Source organism: Neisseria sp. P0021.S007, from assembly GCF_051956855.1.
Window position 1 is genome coordinate 1 of sequence record NZ_JBQCXA010000442.1, and the last position, 729, is coordinate 729.

Sequence of the window (729 nt, forward strand, 5' to 3'; positions counted from 1 at the left end):
GCCCATATGGTCGCTTATCCCGATGTAGATTGGGAAACCCATTGCCGCAACTTCGTTGAAATTAGCCTCGGCCTGACCTTCAACCCCTACACCATTCAAATCGAGCCGCACGACTATATGGCGGAATTCTTCCAAGCCATCAGCCGTGTCAACACGATTCTGATCGACCTCAACCGCGATGTTTGGGGCTACATTTCTTTGGGTTACTTCAAACAAAAAGTCAAAGCAGGCGAAGTCGGTTCTTCTACCATGCCGCACAAAGTCAATCCAATCGACTTTGAAAACTCCGAAGGTAACCTCGGTATGGCCAATGCCGTATTGGGCTTTTTGTCTGAAAAACTGCCGATTTCCCGTTGGCAACGCGACCTGACCGACAGCACCGTATTGCGCAATATGGGCGTAGGCGTGGGCTATACCGTATTGGGCTTTATCGCCCATCTGCGCGGTCTGAACAAGCTTGAGCCGAATCCTGCCGCCCTTGCTGCCGATTTGGACGCTACTTGGGAGTTGCTGGCCGAGCCGATTCAAACCGTAATGCGTCGTTACGGCGTGGCCAATCCTTACGAGAAACTGAAGGACCTGACTCGAGGTAAAGACGGCATTACGCCTGAAGTGTTGAAACTCTTTATCGAATCGTTGGAAATTCCGGCAGAAGCCAAAGCCAAATTGCTTGAGCTGACCCCTGCGTTGTATGTAGGCAAAGCCGAAGAGTTGGCAAAACGAATTTGA

General features: G+C 50.9%; 1 protein-coding gene. It reads left to right on the forward strand.

Going from position 1 to position 729, the window contains the following annotated elements; translation table 11 throughout:
* Positions 1 to 729, forward strand: a 729-nt coding sequence (locus tag ACTHUR_RS13885; RefSeq protein WP_440399126.1) for a lyase family protein, incomplete at its 5' end; no start/stop codon positions are given.